At 46.0% G+C, this 16516-nt stretch carries 14 protein-coding genes; 11 read left to right on the forward strand and 3 right to left on the reverse strand.

All coding sequences use genetic code 11. From position 1 onward, the window contains the following. Positions 1-30 precede the first annotated feature (30 nt). From ACK8OT_RS00340 to pseB, 3 genes are read right to left on the reverse strand one after another with little or no spacing between them, the layout of a single operon-like run. Entirely contained in the window at positions 31-894 is an 864-nt protein-coding gene (locus ACK8OT_RS00340) for an aldo/keto reductase (protein WP_410194521.1), read from the reverse strand. Next, positions 891-2066, reverse strand: coding sequence for a UDP-4-amino-4,6-dideoxy-N-acetyl-beta-L-altrosamine transaminase (pseC, locus tag ACK8OT_RS00345; protein WP_410194522.1), 1176 nt, complete (start codon positions 2064-2066; stop codon positions 891-893). The genes ACK8OT_RS00340 and pseC overlap by 4 nt, the downstream gene beginning before the upstream one ends. Continuing rightward, positions 2066-3055, reverse strand: coding sequence for a UDP-N-acetylglucosamine 4,6-dehydratase (inverting) (pseB, locus tag ACK8OT_RS00350; protein WP_410194523.1), 990 nt, complete (start codon positions 3053-3055; stop codon positions 2066-2068). The genes pseC and pseB overlap by 1 nt, the downstream gene beginning before the upstream one ends. A gap of 271 nt (positions 3056-3326) precedes the next feature. Here pseB and ACK8OT_RS00355 point away from each other — a divergent pair, with 271 nt between their 5' ends. From ACK8OT_RS00355 to fliL, 11 genes are all read left to right on the forward strand, one after another. Beyond that, a complete protein-coding gene (locus ACK8OT_RS00355; protein ID WP_410194524.1) occupies positions 3327-4823 on the forward strand; it encodes a sigma-54 dependent transcriptional regulator in 1497 nt (498 codons plus the stop codon). Positions 4824-4932: 109 nt separating this feature from the next. After that, entirely contained in the window at positions 4933-6009 is a 1077-nt protein-coding gene (locus tag ACK8OT_RS00360) for a sensor histidine kinase (protein WP_410194855.1), read from the forward strand. 4 nt (positions 6010-6013) lie between these two features. Then, a complete protein-coding gene (locus tag ACK8OT_RS00365) occupies positions 6014-7378 on the forward strand; it encodes a sigma-54-dependent transcriptional regulator (protein WP_410194525.1) in 1365 nt (454 codons plus the stop codon). Between the two features lie 144 nt (positions 7379-7522). Continuing rightward, positions 7523-7846 (forward strand): flagellar hook-basal body complex protein FliE, encoded by a 324-nt coding sequence (fliE, locus tag ACK8OT_RS00370; protein WP_410194526.1) that lies wholly within the window; start codon positions 7523-7525, stop codon positions 7844-7846. 16 nt (positions 7847-7862) lie between these two features. Next, a complete protein-coding gene (gene fliF / locus ACK8OT_RS00375; RefSeq protein ID WP_410194527.1) occupies positions 7863-9575 on the forward strand; it encodes a flagellar basal-body MS-ring/collar protein FliF in 1713 nt (570 codons plus the stop codon). After that, positions 9568-10602 carry a flagellar motor switch protein FliG gene (fliG, locus tag ACK8OT_RS00380; protein ID WP_410194528.1) on the forward strand — a complete coding sequence of 345 codons (1035 nt, stop codon included), beginning with the start codon at positions 9568-9570 and terminating at the stop codon, positions 10600-10602. The genes fliF and fliG overlap by 8 nt, the downstream gene beginning before the upstream one ends. Next, positions 10602-11600 (forward strand): flagellar assembly protein FliH, encoded by a 999-nt coding sequence (gene fliH, locus ACK8OT_RS00385; RefSeq protein WP_410194529.1) that lies wholly within the window; start codon positions 10602-10604, stop codon positions 11598-11600. Before fliG ends, fliH begins: the two co-directional genes overlap by 1 nt. Beyond that, a complete protein-coding gene (gene fliI / locus ACK8OT_RS00390) occupies positions 11587-12930 on the forward strand; it encodes a flagellar protein export ATPase FliI (RefSeq protein ID WP_410194856.1) in 1344 nt (447 codons plus the stop codon). The genes fliH and fliI overlap by 14 nt, the downstream gene beginning before the upstream one ends. Before the next feature lie 32 nt (positions 12931-12962). Next, positions 12963-13412 carry a flagellar export protein FliJ gene (gene fliJ, locus ACK8OT_RS00395; RefSeq protein ID WP_410194530.1) on the forward strand — a complete coding sequence of 150 codons (450 nt, stop codon included), beginning with the start codon at positions 12963-12965 and terminating at the stop codon, positions 13410-13412. Positions 13413-13590: 178 nt separating this feature from the next. Further along, entirely contained in the window at positions 13591-15912 is a 2322-nt protein-coding gene (locus ACK8OT_RS00400; protein ID WP_410194531.1) for a flagellar hook-length control protein FliK, read from the forward strand. Positions 15913-15982: 70 nt separating this feature from the next. Further along, positions 15983-16501: a flagellar basal body-associated protein FliL gene (fliL, locus tag ACK8OT_RS00405; protein ID WP_410194532.1), complete on the forward strand. Its 519-nt coding sequence runs from the start codon at positions 15983-15985 to the stop codon at positions 16499-16501. The last annotated feature ends 15 nt before the right edge of the window (positions 16502-16516 follow it).

Below are 16516 nucleotides of genomic sequence, written 5' to 3' on the forward strand. Positions count from 1 at the left end.
TCTTGAATATGGCTAAGTGAAGCCAGGAAATTAGTTACTCTGTGGTGGCCAATTGGATGGCAAGATAAAGTCTAGATCGTTACAAGCAAGCTTTGAGAAGTCGATCTCAAGACCTTGGGTCGTTTTATATGCTGTCACAATCTCATCCAGTTGGGATACACTTTGACAACCAAGCACAAATCGTTCCACATATTTCACTTGGTGGCAAAAACTTAATGCGAGTGGTAACAAGTTAATATTGTGCTCTTTGGCAAGGTTTTTTAAATGTTGTAATTGAGGCTGCCAGCGGTTGAAAGCTGCTGGCCACTGTCCTTGGCATAGTAATCCTTGCAATAATAGTGAACGGGCATGAATACTTATACCTTGCTGATTTAGCCGCTTAAGCAGGTCTTGCTGTAAAAAACGCTGGTCAAAGATATTCAAGGGTAGCTGCACTAAATCAAAGTTAACTCGATTACATAGCTGTATCAGTTGCTCTGGATGGTAAACAGAAACGCCCCATAAACTTATTTTCTGTTCTTCCTTAAGGGCATTGAGCTGGGATGCGATGGCTGCGCCTTGGGGGGTGAGCAATATGTCTGGACGATGTAGTAATAGGCCGTGGATTGCCTTGCGGTTGAGTTTAGTTAGGCTAGTTTCGAGCCCTTGGCGCACTTGCTCTGGTGAGGTGATGTCTCCTAATTTTGTGATCACCTCGGCGGACGGTAGAAGTGGAGCATATTGGCCCAACACGGTTTCACTGTCGCCATACAGCGCTGCGGTATCTAATGTTTTGATGCCATGGTAGGCGGCGCGCGCAAGGATAGCCCGCACTTGTTCATTTGCTACCTGACCTTGCTGATTCGTTATCCCATAATCCAGCCCAAATTGAACACAACCTAAGGCCAGCTTCACGATGCTTCCTTTAGGTAAAGTCGCTTGAGTCGTTCAATAACATAATCTTGTTGTTGCTCATTGAGGCCAGGATGCAACGGCAAGGTTAATGCTTGGTGATAGTATTGCTCTGCCACAGGGAAGTCGCCCTGCTTAAAACCGAGTTGTTGGTAGTAAGGATGAAGGTGAATGGGAATATAGTGTAAATTAACCCCAATATTTTTTTTGCGAAGCTCATTAAAAATGTGTTGTTTGCTTCTGAAGCTCAAACCTGCAAGGCGCACTACGAATAAATGATAAGCACTGTAGTTTAACGGTGTTTGGTCTAAAGGTACGATATGAGTACCTTGAAAGGCTTCTATGTAGCGCTTTGCTAATTGATGACGCTTCGCCACCCAGGTATCCAATTCGTTAAGTTGGCGTAAACCTAATGCAGCATGAATATCTGTCATTCGGTAGTTATAACCCAATTCAATTTGCTGGTAATACCAATCCCCATGGGATGGCTCTCGCATTTCGGCTGATTCTCGAGTGATGCCATGGCTGCGCAATAATTGCATTTTTTTCCACAACGCGGCTTGGTTAGTTAAGGCCATGCCTCCTTCACCACTGGTGATAATTTTAACTGGGTGGAAGCTAAATATACAAATATCACTATATTGGCAGCGACCAATTGGTTGGGATAAATATTGCCCGCCAATGGCATGAGATGCATCTTCTATAACCCGAAAGCCATACTCTGTTGCTAGGTTTGAGATTGCTTGCATATCACAGCTTTGCCCTGCAAAGTGAACTGGGATCAGGACTTTAGGCAAGGTGTTATTAGTTGCTGCCTGTTTTAACTTTTTAATTAAGGCGGCTATAGATAAGTTACCAGTAGCGATGTCGATATCAATAAAATCTATTTGGGCACCACAATATAAAGCGCAATTACTCGATGCAACGAAAGAATTAACGCTGGTCCAAACGCGATCGCCTTGACCCACACCGAGCGCTAAACAGGCTAAATGCAGCGCCGAGGTAGCACTATTACAAGCAAGGGCATACTTGGCTTGGCAGTACTTGGCTACCGCTTGCTCAAAGGCTGGAACTAGGGGGCCTTGGGTTAAATTATCTGATTTAAGAACATCAACAACCGCATCAATATCGGCTTGAGTAATACATTGTCTACCATATGGGATAAACTCAGCCATTATCGGTTGTAATCCAATATTTCTTCTGGTTTGAGAAAGTGAGTGTTGTTTTTTGAATTATATTCAAACCCTTCTGCCACTACCTGCCCTTGTTCATTCAAAGCATTTCGACTGAAGTCATTACTGCGAGAGCTGAAGCTGATGCTAGGGGCAATAACGAAGTAGGTTCCAAATTCGAAGGTATGATACGAATCATCGGCAGGGCACATCACTTCATGGAGTTTTTCTCCTGGTCGAATACCAATGATTTTCTGTGGTAAATGGGGGGCCATGGCTTTGGCGAGATCGGTAATCTTCACAGAAGGAATTTTAGGTACAAAAATCTCACCGCCAAGCATGCGCTCAAAGCTTTTTAGCACTAAATCGACCCCTTGTGGCAACGTGATCCAAAAGCGGGTCATCTCTTCATGGGTAATCGGCAGTTCAGCCGCTCCGTCATCAATTAACTTTTGAAAAAACGGTACAACTGAGCCGCGAGAGCAGACCACATTACCATAACGAACAACTGAGAATATGGTTTTGTGCCCTCCCGCCATGTTGTTGGCTGCAACGAACAATTTGTCGGATGCCAGTTTGGTGGCACCATAAAGGTTAACAGGGTTAGCAGCCTTGTCGGTGGATAATGCGATGACCTTACAGACCTCATTATCAAGGGCGGCATTGATGACATTTTCAGCTCCATTAATGTTGGTCTTAATGCACTCCATTGGGTTGTATTCGGCAGCTGGCACTTGCTTTAGTGCAGCAGCATGAATGACATAGTCAACGCCTTTCATGGCTCGTTTTAAGCGTTCGGCGTCTCTAACATCGCCAATGAAATAACGCATACAGGGTTGATTGAAATCTTGTTGCATCTCGAATTGTTTTAATTCGTCTCTGGAATAGACAATAACTTTTTTAGGTTGGTATTTACTCAATAGGATTTCGATAAACTGTTTACCAAAAGATCCCGTGCCACCCGTTATTAAAATATTTTTGTTGTTAAACATATTTAATGTCGCTTATTTCAGTGAATGTGCGTTGCAACAGCAGTGTTGGCAAGAATTGCATGATTTATACCAAGATCTTGAGTATAGGCGGTTATTGTTTGGAAAATAAGGGGATGTATCATCCCTGATGCGACTTAATATATATCATGCGTCAAATTTGTGACACTCGTTTTGTTCTGAACTTGTAGTCTGCTTAAGATCCTCTAAAATGGAAGCGTCAATAAACCGCCTTTAGTCAATTTTCCAGCGGTTTAACTTATGAGGAATGCGAATGGCTAGTCCCTTGCCGGTGCTAATAATTGATAGCAGTGAAGAAAATCAATGCCTTTTACAAACGATTCTATCTTTTATTGGTGAAGAGTCGCAGCATCTGGAAGATATTTCGGATGTGAACATTGAGCTGCCGTATAAAGGGGTCCTGCTAGGTGAGGTTCCGCCTTCAAAAGCGCTTGAAATCGTTAAACAGCATCCTCAGCTGCCTTTTGTCGGTGTGTGCGCAAGCCTTGAAGTGGACGAGCCTAACTATCTAGGGCAATTAAGCCAGCCATTTAGTTATGATGAGTTAACGCGACTTTTGCATCAATGTCAGTCTTATTTAAGTCGAATTGGCCAATTTAAAGAGCAAAGTCAAAATTCTTACTTACTGAAAATGTTGGTCGGTAAGGGTGATGCGATCCAAGAAGTGCGTCATTTAATTGAGCAAGTTGCCGGCACGGCGGCCAGTGTGTTGATTTTAGGTGAGTCGGGCACAGGTAAAGAAGTGGTGGCGCGAGCGGTTCATGAAATTTCTGATCGCAAAGACGGCCCATTTGTACCGGTTAACTGTGGTGCTATTCCGCCCGATTTATTAGAAAGTGAATTGTTTGGTCATGAAAAAGGCGCGTTCACTGGCGCTTTTGCTGCGCGTAAGGGGCGTTTTGAATTAGCCGAAGGTGGCACATTATTCTTGGATGAAATTGGTGATATGCCAATGCCGATGCAAGTGAAATTATTGCGGGTGCTACAAGAGCGCACCTTTGAGCGCGTAGGCGGGGCTAAATCACTGAAAGCCAATGTGCGCGTGATCGCGGCCACTCATCAAGGGCTAGAAGACATGATTGCCCAAGGTAAGTTTCGTGAAGACTTGTTTTATCGCTTAAACGTTTTTCCGATTGAAACTCCCGCACTGCGTGAGCGCCAAGATGATGTGCCGCTATTATTGCAGGAGCTATTAGCGCGTCATGAAACCATGCACAATGCGACGTTACGTTTTACTCAGCGTGCCATTGAATCGCTTATGTTACATTCTTGGCCGGGCAACGTACGTGAATTATCCAACTTGGTCGAGCGTTTACTGATCCTTCACCCTAACAAAATTGTTGATGTGGGCGAGCTGCCAGCTAAATATCGCCATCTTGAAACCGAAGATGAAAAAATGGAGCTGCCCAGCGAGTTTGCTGAGCGCGAGGCCTTGCTGAGTATTTTTAACGAAGATTTTGCTAATCCCGATGCTGGCAGCCAAAGTCAACAACAAGGCGATGAACAAGATGCGCTTCAGGATGTGTTTAGCTCCGCTAATATGCATTCTACCAGCCACGCTAACAGCTCGGCATTACCTGAAGAGGGTGTCAATCTGAAAGACATGCTGGCGGAATTTGAAGTGGATATGATCCGTCAAGCACTGGATCAACAAGGTGGTGTAGTGGCCAGAGCCGCCGATCAATTGGGCATGCGTCGCACGACTTTAGTCGAAAAAATGAAAAAGTACGGGCTCTCGTCAAAAGAATAACTCTCGCAAAACACCAGCTAACTCATTGCAGTAAAAGGAATAAAATTTTGGCACGGATATAGCATATGGCTAACATATGTTATTAAGTGCCAGGGTTTTGACTGTGTCTATGACTGTGACTGAGCTGCAATTAGAAAAAGAACAATTTCCCGGTGAGTTAGCCATGCTAAGAGCGCAGCATTGCTCATTAGCTAGCGTGTTTGACTTATTACCGTCAGGGGTGATCTTACTCGATAACTATGGCCGAGTAACGCAAGCTAACCCGGTCGCAATTGAATTGCTGGGTGATCCGCTGGTGGGCGAGCTTTGGTTTAATATCATTCGCCGTGCCTTTGCGCCACAAGCCGATGATGGTCACGAAGTCTCCCTTGCCAATGGCAAAAAGATCCAACTGTCTATTTCGCCTTTAGAGGGATTTTCTGGTCAGTTGATCTCATTAACAGATTTAACCCATACCCGTGAGCTACAGGATAAAATGGCGCAAATGAAGCGCTTATCGGCATTGGGTAATATGGTGGCCTCACTGGCCCATCAAATTCGCACGCCCTTGTCGGCTGCCATGCTTTATGCCGCTAACCTAGGTAGTCACAATTTACCTGAGGTTTCTCGCACTAGCTTTCAGGCAAAACTGATGAGCCGGTTACAAGACTTAGAAACTCAAGTGACCGATATGTTGCTATTTGCTCGTAGCGGTGAAAAACAAGTGGTTAGCGAAGTGTCATTGCAATGTTTGCTGCAAGAAGTGAAGCAAGGCAGTGACGCCATGATGCAGCGCGCCAATGCTAGTTTAAGTATTGCGCTGCCTGATCCTGATTTATATCTGCTCGCTAATAAAAATGCCCTTGCCAGTGCGATAGGTAACCTGATTCACAACGCGCTGCAAGCCTGTGGTGAAGGCGCCAAAATTCACTTGCGCGCCAGTTGTAATGCTGACTCCATGGTGGAAATCAGTGTGTTGGATAATGGTCCTGGGATCCCCGCAGAATTGTTACCTGAAATCGTTCAGCCGTTTTACACCACTAAACCGCAAGGCTCGGGGTTAGGATTAGCCGTCGTGCAGTCTGTTGCTAAAGCCCATGAGGGAGAGATGCACGTGACTTCTGTGGTGGGTAAGGGCAGTTGTTTCACTTTATGTTTACCATTGCATGCGGTGGCGTCGATGCCAGCGCAGGTAGTAGGAGGTTAGCCTTATGTCTACAGCGCAGATTTTAGTGGTCGAAGATGATGCCGGCCTACGTGAAGCCTTGGTTGATACCTTAATGTTGGCCAATTATGAATGCACCGAAGCCGACAGCGGTGAGGCGGCTTTATTGTCACTCAGTCGTCGCAGCTTTGATTTGGTGATCAGCGATATTCAAATGGGCGGCATGTCGGGGTTGACCTTATTGCAAAACATCAAAGCCAAATATCCTGATATCCCTGTGTTGCTAATGACAGCCTATGCCACCATTGACGATGCTGTTAAGGCGATGCGTGAAGGGGCGATTGATTATTTGGCCAAGCCGTTTGCACCCGAAGTGCTGCTCAACCAAGTCAGCCGTTATGCGCCTGCGCAAAAATGTGAATCGGGTAAACCCGTTTATGGCGACCCGAGTACCGAAGCCCTGCTTCATTTGGCAGCTAAGGTCGCAAAAAGCGATGCCTCAGTCATGGTGACAGGGCCAAGTGGCGCGGGTAAGGAAATCATGGCGCGCTATATTCATGACATGTCGCCTCGTAGCGAGCAGCCGTTTGTCGCGATTAACTGCGCGGCTATTCCAGAAAATATGCTCGAAGCTACCTTGTTTGGTTATGAAAAAGGGGCGTTTACCGGTGCGGTACAAGCGTGTCCGGGGAAATTTGAACAAGCCCAAGGCGGCACTATTTTACTTGATGAAATCACCGAAATGGCGTTAAGCCTGCAATCTAAGTTATTACGGGTGTTGCAAGAAAAAGAAGTTGAGCGTCTGGGCGGTCGTAAAACCGTGAAATTAGATGTGCGAGTATTAGCGACCAGTAACCGCGATCTGAAACAAGCCGTCAGTGAGGGTAAATTCAGAGAGGATTTATACTATCGACTCAATGTATTCCCCTTGCAATGGCTGCCGCTGCAGCAGCGACCTGGGGATATTATCCCACTCGCCGAGCACTTAATCACGCGCCATAGTGAGCAACCATTCACTTTGTCTGATGATGCCAAGCGTCGATTAATTGACTATCCTTGGCCCGGCAATGTCCGTGAACTGGAAAATGTAGTGCAACGCGCGCTTATTTTGGCTGGCGGAACGACGATTGAGCTAGACCACTTGATCTTAGAAGACGAGCTGATAGCTGCGGGACAAAGCGTACAACCGCTGTCCAGTGCGCCTTATTCAGAAGCAAGAGTTCAAAATGTCGACTCAATTCCTGAGGAAAAGTTAGGTGATGAGCTAAAACAGCAAGAGCACCAAATTATATTGGATGCATTAAGAGCTTGTGGTGGCAAGCGTAAAGATGTTGCAGAAAAACTAGGGATCAGTCCAAGAACCTTAAGGTATAAATTGGCTCGTATGAAAGAGTCAGGTTTAACCGTTTAAAAAGTCATTGTTATTCAAGTAAAAAAGGCGGATTCCCCGCCTTTTTTACTTTTGGCCTACAAATTGCATTCTTCCATTCATAACTGTTAATAAGCATGTTTAACGAATTTAGGTCAACAAATTGACAGTGTTTTGGAGGCAACAATGAACGTAACCGACTCATCAATGTTATTTAATGAAATGCAAGCCTTGTCGCTTCAAGCAAAAGGGCTTGAATCTCAATTGCCTGCAACTTCGTCTACACATGGGGAGTTCTCACAACTTCTGAAACAAGCTATCGACAATGTAAATGGCTTACAGCAGAATACCAGTGAGTTGCGCAACCGCTTTGAAATGGGCGATCGTAGTGTAAGCTTAGGTGATGTGATGATTGCATCGAGCAAATCGGGTGTGGCATTTGAAGCAACCGTACAAGTGCGCAACAAAGTAGTAGAAGCATACAAAGAAATTATGAGTATGCCGGTGTAGTTAAAGGATATTTTACGTGGCTGATACGAACCCAAATACAGACTTAATGGTTGGCGCTAACAGCACCGCCATGAGTCAAAGCGATCAACTTGAGCAAGGTGAGCAAAAAAGCTCCGCGCTGTCTGTGCTCGGTAATGTTGATGTGCTGCGACAAGTCACCATCATCATAGGTTTAGCCATCGTTCTCGCTATTGTGGTGATTTTATGGCTGTGGGGTAAAGCGCCGGATTACCGCCCGTTAGGCTCTTTTAACACGGAAGAGCTAATTACCACCCTAGATTTTCTTGACCAAGAAAAAATTCCATACGAGTTAGAAGGCAACACCATCATGGTGATTGCTGACGATTATCAACAAATTAAAATGCGTATGACTCGCAATGGCGTTGCTCCCGTTGATGAGCAAGGTGATGAGATCCTAATGCAAGACATGGGATTTGGGGTCAGTCAGCGACTTGAAAGTGAACGCTTAAAACTCAGCCGTGAGCGCCAACTCGCTTTAGCCATCCAAGCGATGAAAAATGTGCAAAAAGCGCAAGTGCTGTTGGCCATTCCTAAAGAAAATGTGTTTACCCGCCGTGAACAAAAAGCCAGTGCGACGGTTGTTGTGACAGTAAGCCGAGCCAATAGCTTAAGCCAAGAAGAAGTCGATTCGATTGTCGATATGGTTTCTTCTGCAGTGCAAAATTTAGAGCCATCTCGCGTTACGGTAACAGACCAACGAGGTCGTTTGCTTAATTCCGGCAGCCAAGACCCGCTTGCGGCCAAAAGCCGAAAAGAATTCGAATTAGAGCGTAAGCGCGAAGAAGAATACAAAAACAAGATTGATTCTATTTTAATCCCCGTGGTTGGTTTTGATAACTATACCGCCGAAGTGGATGTCACCATGGACTTCACCGCGGTAGAGCAGACCCAAAAACGCTACAACCCAGATTTGCCCGCGCTGCGCAGTGAAATGACGGTTGAAAACTCAACCATGGGCGGCGACGGCGCTGACGTACCGGGGGCGCTAACCAATCAGCCACCAATGGACGCCGAGATCCCTGAAGATGCGACAGAGGGAGCGAGTGCTGGCGCAGTGGGCAGCAGCCATAAAGAAGCAACCCGTAATTATGAACTGGATACCACCATTAGTCATTCACGCCAACAATCGGGTTTTGTGCGCAGGCTAACGGTATCGGTTGCTGTTGATTATCAAGCACAAACTAACGAAGAAGGTGCGCTTACTCGCACTCCAAGAACGCCTGAGCAATTAGCCAGTATTCGCCGGTTATTACAAGGTGGCTTAGGCTTTGATGTTAATCGCGGTGATATTTTGGAAGTGGTAACCGTACCCTTTAACCGCCCTGAGCTTGAAAACGTCGAAGCACCGCCATTTTGGCAATCGGATCAGTTTTATCAAATGCTGCGCTTTGGCGGCTCGATGCTGGTTATCTTGATTGTGGTGTTTGCCATCATCAGACCTATGCTGAAAAAGCTACTCTACCCAGAAGCCGTGGACAAAGAAGATTTCGATATGGGTGGCGCAGTAGGATCACTCGCTGGGGATGACGATCTTAAACTGGTGGCAGCCGATGCCGATGAGTTAGATTTTGGAATTAAGGATGGTCAATTCATTCTACCTGATCTACACAAAGATGAAGATTTAGTGAAAGCTGTGCGTGCCTTAGTGGCCAATGAGCCAGATCTTTCAGCCCAAGTAATCAAAGATTGGTTAAACGAAGATGCCTAACGAAAAAAAAGCCCCAGAAAAGTTTGATATTTCATCGCTGACGGGACTCGAAAAATCGGCCATCCTGATGCTGAGTTTAACCGAGGAAGATGCCGCACAAATTTTTCGCCACCTTGAGCCAAAACAGGTGCAACGCTTAGGTATGGCGATGGCATCGATGAAAGATTTTTCCCAAGAGAAAGTGACCGCAGTGCACCGCGGCTTTGTCGAAGATATTCAGAAGTTCACCAATATCGGTATCGGCAGCGAAGACTTTGTTCGTAATGCCCTAACTCAGGCCCTTGGTGCAGATAAAGCCGGTAACCTCGTTGAACAGATTGTTATGGGGAGCGGTGCTCGCGGTTTGGACTCACTGAAATGGATGGATGCCCGTCAAGTGGCCAGCATTATCCAAAACGAACATCCACAAATTCAAACCATTGTATTGTCTTACCTTGAGCCAGAGCAGTCCGCTGAGATCATGAGCCAATTCCCTGAACGGGTGCGCCTTGATTTGATGATGCGTATTGCTAATTTAGAAGAAGTTCAACCTGCTGCATTACAAGAACTCAACGAGATCATGGAAAAACAATTTGCGGGTCAAGCGGGTGCACAAGCGGCGAAAATGGGTGGCTTGAAAGCAGCTGCCAATATCATGAACTACTTAGATACCAGCATTGAAGGTCCATTGATGGACTCTATTCGTGAGTCTGATGAAGAAATGAGTCAACAAATTCAAGATCTTATGTTTGTATTTGATAACCTTATTGATGTTGACGACCGGGGGATTCAGGCGCTGTTGCGTGATGTTCAGCAAGACATACTGCAACGTGCATTGAAAGGCGCTGATGATCAGCTTAAAGATAAAATTATGCGCAACATGTCTAAACGTGCCGCTGAAATGTTGGCAGATGATTTAGAAGCCATGGGCCCTGTTCGGGTGAGTGAAGTTGAAGCGGCGCAAAAAGAAATTCTATCGGTGGCGCGCCGACTTGCTGACGCAGGTGAAATTATGCTTGGCGGTGGCGGTGGAGATGAGTTCTTATAATGACAACTGCTTCTGATCATGATGACAAGCCCGAGCTTTGGCAAATTCCTGAGGTTGAAGTTGCGCCCAGTGAAGAAGTTACCAATGCGCTGAATATGCCTCATGACTGGTTTCATCGGCCAGATGTTGAGCCAGAAGAAGAGCAAGCCCCACCGGCTCCGCCGTCGTTAGAAGAAATTGAAGCCATACGTCTAGCGGCTCATCAAGAAGGATTTGAGCAAGGCCAAGCGGAAGGTTATGCACAAGGTGAACAACGGGGTTATAACGAAGGATTAGAGCGAGGCCATAGTGAAGGCTTAGCCCAAGGTATTGCTCAAGGCTTAGTTCAAGGCGAGCAGCAAATTAATGAGCAAACCGCCATCTGGCAGCAATTAATGACGCAATTGGTTAACCCTCTGGCTCAGTTAACTCAAGATGTTGAATTGCAACTGGTACAATTAGCGTTGCAACTTAGCCAACAAATTGTGCGCACCGAAGTAACCACAAACCCCCAAGTTGTATTAACCGCCTTAAAGCAAGCCATTGATGTCTTGCCTTTTGCTAACCAAAGCATGCATCTGCATTTTCACCCGGACGATATTGAGATGATCACGCAAGTTTATTCACCAGAAGAATGTGATAAACGCGGCTGGGTTTTAATTTCAGAGCCGAGTTTGCAGCGCGGGGATTGTCAGGTGAAAACCGAATTATCGAGTGTTGATTACCCGCTTGAAACGCGGATCAATCAAGTGCTGAAGCAATTTTTAACCGCCAATAATCAACAGATGAAAGAGGCCAGCGAAGCTGCCGAGCTCGCGGTTAGCGAACAACTTCCAGAGCCTATTGCGCCGCAAACTCAAACTTTGGCACCCGACAACTCAACTGCACAGGCAATAAGCGCTGACGAGCAAGCAGCTAATCTGACCGAAGATATGCTTGCACAGGAAAGTGAAGCCGCTGAGCATGATGCTGTTTCTCCTGATGACAATCCAACTCGTGATAGCGATGACTTACCTTAGCCAACGTTTAGCCAGCTATCGCAGCCAAAATTTGGCGCCTAAGCCGATTGCCGCCGGAAAATTGACTCGCGTCGTTGGTTTAACGCTCGAGGCCATTGGCTGTAGTGCGCCATTAGGTAGCTTATGTCAGGTTGAAACCTTAGATGGGCTTATTGAGGCTGAAGTGGTTGGCTTTTCGGGTGATAAGTTATTCTTAATGCCCAGTGAGCGTCTTTCTGGTGTATTACCTGGCGCTAGAGTCATTCCTATGAGTGAGGTTCAAGGTATTCCGGTGGGGATGGAATTACTTGGTCGCGTGATTGACGGTGTCGGTAACCCTCTCGATGGGCTAGGCGATATAATGAGTCCCGATCACGTAAAATATGGCAGTGCCCGCATTAATCCGTTAGCCAGGGAGCCTATTCGCCAACCTATGGATGTGGGGGTGAGAGCGATTAATGCCATGATCACGGTTGGGAAAGGCCAACGTATGGGTCTTTTTGCCGGCTCCGGGGTGGGTAAAAGTGTGCTGCTTGGCATGATGACACGCGGCAGTAGCGCCGATGTGGTGGTAGTGGGACTGATTGGTGAGCGTGGTCGCGAAGTAAAAGAATTTATCGATGATATTTTAGGCGATGAGGGGCGTGCCCGGTCGGTGGTGATTGCCGCGCCAGCCGATGCTTCCCCTTTAATGCGATTAAAAGGCTGTGAGACGGCATTAACCGTGGCGGAGTATTTTCGCGACCAAGGCCTTAATGTGCTATTGCTGATGGATTCGTTGACGCGTTTTGCTCAAGCGCAACGTGAAATTGCGTTGGCGATCGGTGAGCCGCCAGCCACTAAGGGTTATCCACCATCGGTCTTTGCGAAGCTGCCGGCCTTGGTTGAGCGAGCTGGTAATGGCAGCAAAGGCCAAGGCGGGATCACCGCATTTTTCACCGTTCTAACCGAAGGGGACGACTTACAAGATCCCATAGCCGATGCTGCTCGGGCTATTTTAGATGGCCATATTGTGTTGTCTCGTGAACTGGCAGACGCTGGGCATTTCCCTGCTATTGATGTGGCTAAGTCAATCAGCCGAGTGATGCCAATGGTGACGAGTGATGAACACCAAATGTTAGCGCGAGCCATAAAACAAGCCTATTCCTTGTATCAGGAAAATAAAGATCTCATTACCATCGGCGCATATTCACGCGGAAGTGACCCTAGAATCGATCAAGCCATCAATATTAAGCCGAGATTGGATCATTTTTTGCAGCAACCTATGAAAGAATCTGTTAATTACGAAAATAGTTTGAGTCAATTAGCGGGATTAGCACAAGAGTTCGTCAATGGTGGCCGTAGAAATTAGGCTGGCTTGATGCTAGCTGAGTAGGGAAAGGCATGTCAGATAAAGCACTTATACTGGTTTTAGAGCAGCACAAGAAACATGAACAGCAAGCGGTGCAAGAACTGGCGCAAGCACAGCAGCAGTTAGTTGCCTTTCGCCAACAGTTTGCAAATTTGCAAAATTATCGAAATCAATACGTTAAGCAGATGCATGAGAAAGGGGCGTCAGGTTTATATGCTGATAGTTACTCGTATTATCAAAAGTTTATCGTAAAGCTAGAAGAAGCCATGCTACAGCAGCAAGCGGCCTTACCCAAAGTGATGCATCAGGTTGAACTAAAAAAACGCCATTGGGTAGAAATGCAAAGCAAACGCAAAGCGGTCGAAACCTTACTAGCTAAACGTGCACACGCCGCTCAGAAAAAAGCGGATAAACTTGAGCAAAAAATGCTCGATGAATTTGCTAACTTTCAATTCTATCAAAAACAAAACCCTTCTTTCTAACTGCAATAAACCGCTTCATTGCCTGCTTGTCGATTGAAAATAAATAACTTGTTATGGTCGTTTTTGAAGTTGTGGAATAGTTTTTGCAGTCATTTTTAATAATACGAAAAACGCGTTTAAAGCGATATCTAAGTTGCAATTTCGGCAATCCTTTGCCGCCTAGAATACGGATGTAAGTATGATGCAGTCTACGATGCAGTCTATGACACAATCAGTGCAATTGAATGGCAGCAAAGCGCCTGTTTCAGAATCGGTGAGTGCGATCGCCGACTCAAATCTTGAGCAAGAAAAACAGCTTGATTTCAAAGAAACATACCAAGCTGCTATTAATAAAAAATCCGAGCATCAGCAGCAAGAGATGCAACAGCAAAGCGTTAAACGGGCCTGGCAAGATAAGGCCGAAGCCTTAAAAGCGGAGCGCCAAAAAAATGACAACCAGACTGACTCTGAAGTAAAGGATGATGTTTCTCTTTCGTCAGAGCCTGAGCAGGCAATGGCAATTGAGCAAGATGCAGAGCTTACTCAGCAAATTCAGGATGAAAAATCGACGGGCAAAGATATATTGGCTCAGATCCAAGCCGCGCAGCAACAGATCAGACCCAAACAGCAAGCTGTTGATAAGGATTCTGATAGCGAGAATAGCAAAGAGACTGCCTCAGAGACCATAACGCTCGAGCAATCAGATAATTCAAGTAAGCCTGTGCCAACTAACCAAGCGCATAGCGCTATAAACACGCCCCTGAACCCTATTAGCCAATTACTGGCCGATTTAAAAACCATGACGGAGAACAGTGAGGGAGAACAAAACCCGACTGATGGCAAATCGAATCCCTTGTCTAGCTTGTCGCAATTGACGCCCGAGCTAACAGATCAAAGCGATAAAATTCAGTCCAAAACCTTAGCAGATAAAAGTACTAAGGTCATTGCTGTAGAGCAGATCAACACTAGCAAAGCCGAAGTGAGTGAGCCTCAAAAAGATAATCTGGCCGCGAGTAATGAAAAAGCACAACAAAGCAGCACAGAAAAGCTGGTATCGGTTCAAGCTCAATTATCAGCGTTGACTCAAGAAGCTAAAGTCGAAGAAGCGAAAGACCAAAAATCTCAAGACAAAAAACCGCTAGCAAATGAGGAGCAAGCCAGTAATGCGCGTTCATTTGACAAACTAGTGGCGGACTCCGCTAACACAAACCCTAAACCAGAATCTAAATTTATCGAGCAGCAAATAGCCAATGCTAAATCGAACCAAGATGGTGAACCCTCATCTGTTAGCGCTAATAAAGAATTGAAACAAGCGCAAGGGCAAGTTTCAGCAATGCCTTCAACCGCGATGAATGAGACCGAAGATGCTAAGAAATCCCTATCACAAGAGCAAGCGGAACAAGGAAAACAGGCGCTAGAGAAACAGAAAAATGCGTCATTGATAGGAGCCGATACTAATAATCAGGTTAAGCTCGCATCTTCAATTAAGGTGTCTCAAGAGCCTGATAAAGTGGTTCAAGCAAAAAATGAAACTAGCGCGCTAAAAACAAAGGAAGAGGCTTTGGCTGGGAATGCTAGCCAAGTGGTTAAACTTGTTCCAAGTGACAATGTTGGCCAAACGTTAACCAGCTCTCACAATAGCGCCATTAAGCAGGAGCCGTTAAGCGCGAGTGATGTTAGTTCAGAGTCAACCCAAACAAGACCAAAGTTATCCGCTGAACTCCCAGTTGACAACTCAGCTAATAAAGAGGGCTCATTGGGTGATAAAGTAGATACAAAAGCCGTGTTAAAACAACAAGGCAAGGAATTGGCTGCTCAAGCTGAGCTACAGGATTCAAATGCCCGTGAAAGCTTAGTTAAAGAGCAAACTCAAGCCGGGTTAAAAGGGCAGGGCACTCCTCGAGACACAAGCATGCAGCCATCACCGATGGCGACAGCCCCACAACCTATGCCCGCCAATCAAGTTCAGGCTCAAGCACAGAATGTGGGAGGGCTGGGGCAGCATCAAGTCTTTGCTGCTTCCATAAATGCAACTGGCGCTAGCCAAACACAGGGGGCGGCGGCCACTTCTCTTAATGCTTTTGAAGTGAGCCAAAAGTTTGAATTGGCAGCGAAAGAAGCTCCTAGCGTGCTGCGAGAGCGCATTACCATGATGATCAATAAAGGGGTAACGCAAGCTGAAATCAAATTAGATCCTGCGGAGCTAGGCAGCATGCATGTGAAATTGTCGATGCAAAATGATCAATTGAGTATCAATGTTCAAACAACCCAACCCCAAAGTAAAGAGCTGGTCGAACAGCACATGCCAAGATTACGTGAGTTATTATCTCAGCAAGGAATTAATCTCGGTGAAAGCCATGTTGGGCAGCAGCAATCGGGCTCAAAAGAAACCAACCAATCTTTGCAACAAGGCAGCGGGAGTGCCCAAACTGAACAACAATTGGCCAATGCAAACGAGGTTGAGTTAAAGCCAACACAAAATTATGTGCGGTCAAACTCAGCAATTGATTATTATGCTTAGTCTAACTATGGCCTAAAGCCATTGTTATGTAATAATTAACACTGTTTTCAATTTATTTACGGATGATGTCATGGCTGAAGCAGAAAATGAGAATTTAGAGTTAAACGAAACCAAAGGCGGTAAAAGTAAACTCATTATTATCATTGTAGCGGTTGTGGTTTTACTGGCTGGTGGTGGCGGTGCTGCATTTTTCCTGATGGGCTCAGATGAGCCAGAGCCAACCGCAGCGGCTGAAACCGCAGCGGCCCCTCAGATTGACACTTCAACCCAAAAGGCCATTTATGTGGGTATGCCAAGGCCATTTGTGTTTAATGTTGCAGGCGATGTACGCGATCGTTTAGTGCAAATAAAGGTACAGCTTATGGTGCGAGGGGCTGATAACGAAAATCATGCCAAAGCCCATTTGCCCTTGATTGAGGGAACCCTGTTAAGTGTGTTCAGCTCGGCAACCGAAGATGAACTGCGCACCGAAGTCGGCAAAACCGAGTTGCGTAAAAAGTCATTACAAGCTGTACAAAAAGCCATGAACGAGGTGGCATCAGTCCCCGTAGTTGAGGCCGTGTTATTTACCGGCTTTGTTTTACAGTAGTCCACTGAAGGTGTA

The organism is Motilimonas thetidivivens (genome assembly GCF_046452435.1).
In the GTDB taxonomy this organism is placed as follows: domain Bacteria; phylum Pseudomonadota; class Gammaproteobacteria; order Enterobacterales; family CBDFNC01; genus Motilimonas.